The 1351-nt window shown below is 41.2% G+C and carries 2 protein-coding genes; one reads left to right on the top strand and one right to left on the bottom strand.

Annotated elements, in window-relative coordinates; genetic code table 11:
- Positions 1-312: hypothetical protein (locus JCM13995_RS13435; protein WP_156314517.1), on the bottom strand; the 312-nt coding region annotated here is incomplete at its 3' end.
- A 745-nt stretch (positions 313-1057) separates the two neighbouring features.
- Here JCM13995_RS13435 and JCM13995_RS13430 point away from each other — a divergent pair.
- On the top strand, positions 1058-1351 hold a 294-nt coding region (locus tag JCM13995_RS13430; protein WP_156314516.1), incomplete at its 3' end, for a hypothetical protein.

The following is a 1351-nucleotide window of genomic DNA, read 5'->3' as shown; positions in this document are numbered from 1 at the left end:
CTTATTTGCGAAGTGGCCCATGCCGCCAAACTTGTTGTCGTTTTCAGCTTGCTTATTTGCGAAGTGGCCCGTGCCGCCGAATTTGTTGTCATTCTCAGCTTGCTTATTTGCGAAGTGGCCCGTGCCGCCAAACTTGTTGTCGTTTTCGGTCTGAGAACTAAGAGCTTGATTCTCGCTTCCGCTAGCTGTCTCTGCTGCGACCGAGTTTCCCTCGACTGTAGATACACTAAAAAGTGTTGCCGCTGCAACACCAGCGGCAATCCAAGCCTTATGAGCTTTGTACAACCTTTTTGCTCCAGATCTATCCTTCATACAAGGTGCCTCCAATTAATTTGTATAGTTTAACAATGGCTCTTGTAGATGGTCATTAGTGTCAGTTAGCCCCCGGGGAAAGCGCTGCCCATACCATCTGAGGTGAATTATATGGAGTATCGTTGAATAGATAAACTATAAAAAAATAAGCAATATTACTGATATTCTCAAATTTTAGGATTAAATATCCAAGTAAGCGAGTGGAGTAATGGTCACAGGCTAATATACGTGATCAAAGAAATTTGCGTATCGGCCATCATAGTGCTAGGAATAACGCTTATAAGTTGGAAAGCATTATCGATTAAATCCGTCCTTATTGTCTAATGAGGTACTAATATCTTCTGATAATTGATTAATAAATTCTCAGTTTTTAATCATAAATAGGCCACGAGCCTTATTTATGACGTATTTAAGCATCTTTCGGATGGGTATTATTGAATTTTAAATAACAAAATAAATTTTATTTATGATAATAACCGTTTTCTATTTTTAGTATTTTTGTTGTGAGTCTTAGCTGTAATCGGGATGTAAGTTATAACGGAGGCAGTGAAAAATGTTTAAAATCACTTCGCGAGCAAGTGACATAACAGTTTAATGTTTTACGGGTCGCGCTAATAATTTCTTCAAGCTTGGTTCCAGCGAGCCTGCATGTCAGGGTGATATACTTTCTTTGATCGCACCGTGAGAGATAGATGTGTATAGTATCCACGTTGGTTGTGGTGAAGTGAACAGGAGGCCGTTCAAGATGCGAGAAAATTACACACCGGAAGAGGCCCAAGATAGTTTTTTTGATATCCTGGATGAAATCAATAAGGATCATAAGGTGGTTCATGTGAGTTCGCCGGAGCAAGTGGGTAAGGGTGTGCGTATTATCTGTGATGAGGATTACTGCACGCTTGTTAAGGCGCTGTATCTCTCTTGGTATGATGCAAAAGGGGAGACAGCCAACTGGCAGGCTGATCCCCAGTATGAAGATACCGTTGATACGCTAAAAACGATGGCCAACCGCGAGCGGTGGCCAGATCAACGCATAAAAGAT

Source organism: Lacticaseibacillus camelliae DSM 22697 = JCM 13995 (assembly GCF_001311195.1).
GTDB classification, from domain to species: domain Bacteria; phylum Bacillota; class Bacilli; order Lactobacillales; family Lactobacillaceae; genus Lacticaseibacillus; species Lacticaseibacillus camelliae.
This window is presented reverse-complemented; position numbering and strand designations above follow the sequence as displayed.